General features: G+C 51.0%; 1 rRNA gene. It reads left to right on the top strand.

Annotated elements, in window-relative coordinates:
- Positions 1-614, top strand: a 23S ribosomal RNA gene (locus J0X21_RS12060); the annotation flags it as partial.

Below are 614 nucleotides of genomic sequence, written 5' to 3'. Positions count from 1 at the left end.
GTGATGGCGTGCCTTTTGTAGAATGAACCGGCGAGTTACGGTATGTAGCGAGGTTAAGATGAGAAATCGGAGCCGAAGCGAAAGCGAGTCTGAAGAGGGCGACAAGTTACATGCTGTAGACCCGAAACCGTGTGATCTACCCATGGCCAGGGTGAAGGTGGGGTAAAACCCACTGGAGGCCCGAACTCACTGTCGTTGAAAAGGCAGGGGATGAGCTGTGGGTAGGGGTGAAATGCCAATCGAACACGGAGATAGCTGGTTCTCCCCGAAATAGCTTTAGGGCTAGCCTCAATTGATGATATTTGGCGGTAGAGCACTGAATAGGCTAGGGGCCTTACCAGGTTACCGAACCTTATCAAACTCCGAATGCCAAAACATTTAGATTGGGAGTCAGACTGTGGGGGATAAGCTTCATAGTCGAGAGGGAAACAGCCCAGACCATCAGCTAAGGTCCCAAAGTATACGCTCAGTGGAAAAGGATGTGGAATTGCCCAGACAACCAGGATGTTGGCTTAGAAGCAGCCACCATTCAAAGAGTGCGTAATAGCTCACTGGTCGAGTGGTTCTGCGCCGAAAATGTAACGGGGCTCAAGCGTATCACCGAAGCTATGGCT

The sequence above is a fragment of the Paradesulfitobacterium ferrireducens genome, assembly GCF_017310645.1.
Taxonomy (GTDB): domain Bacteria; phylum Bacillota; class Desulfitobacteriia; order Desulfitobacteriales; family Desulfitobacteriaceae; genus Paradesulfitobacterium; species Paradesulfitobacterium ferrireducens.
This window is presented reverse-complemented; position numbering and strand designations above follow the sequence as displayed.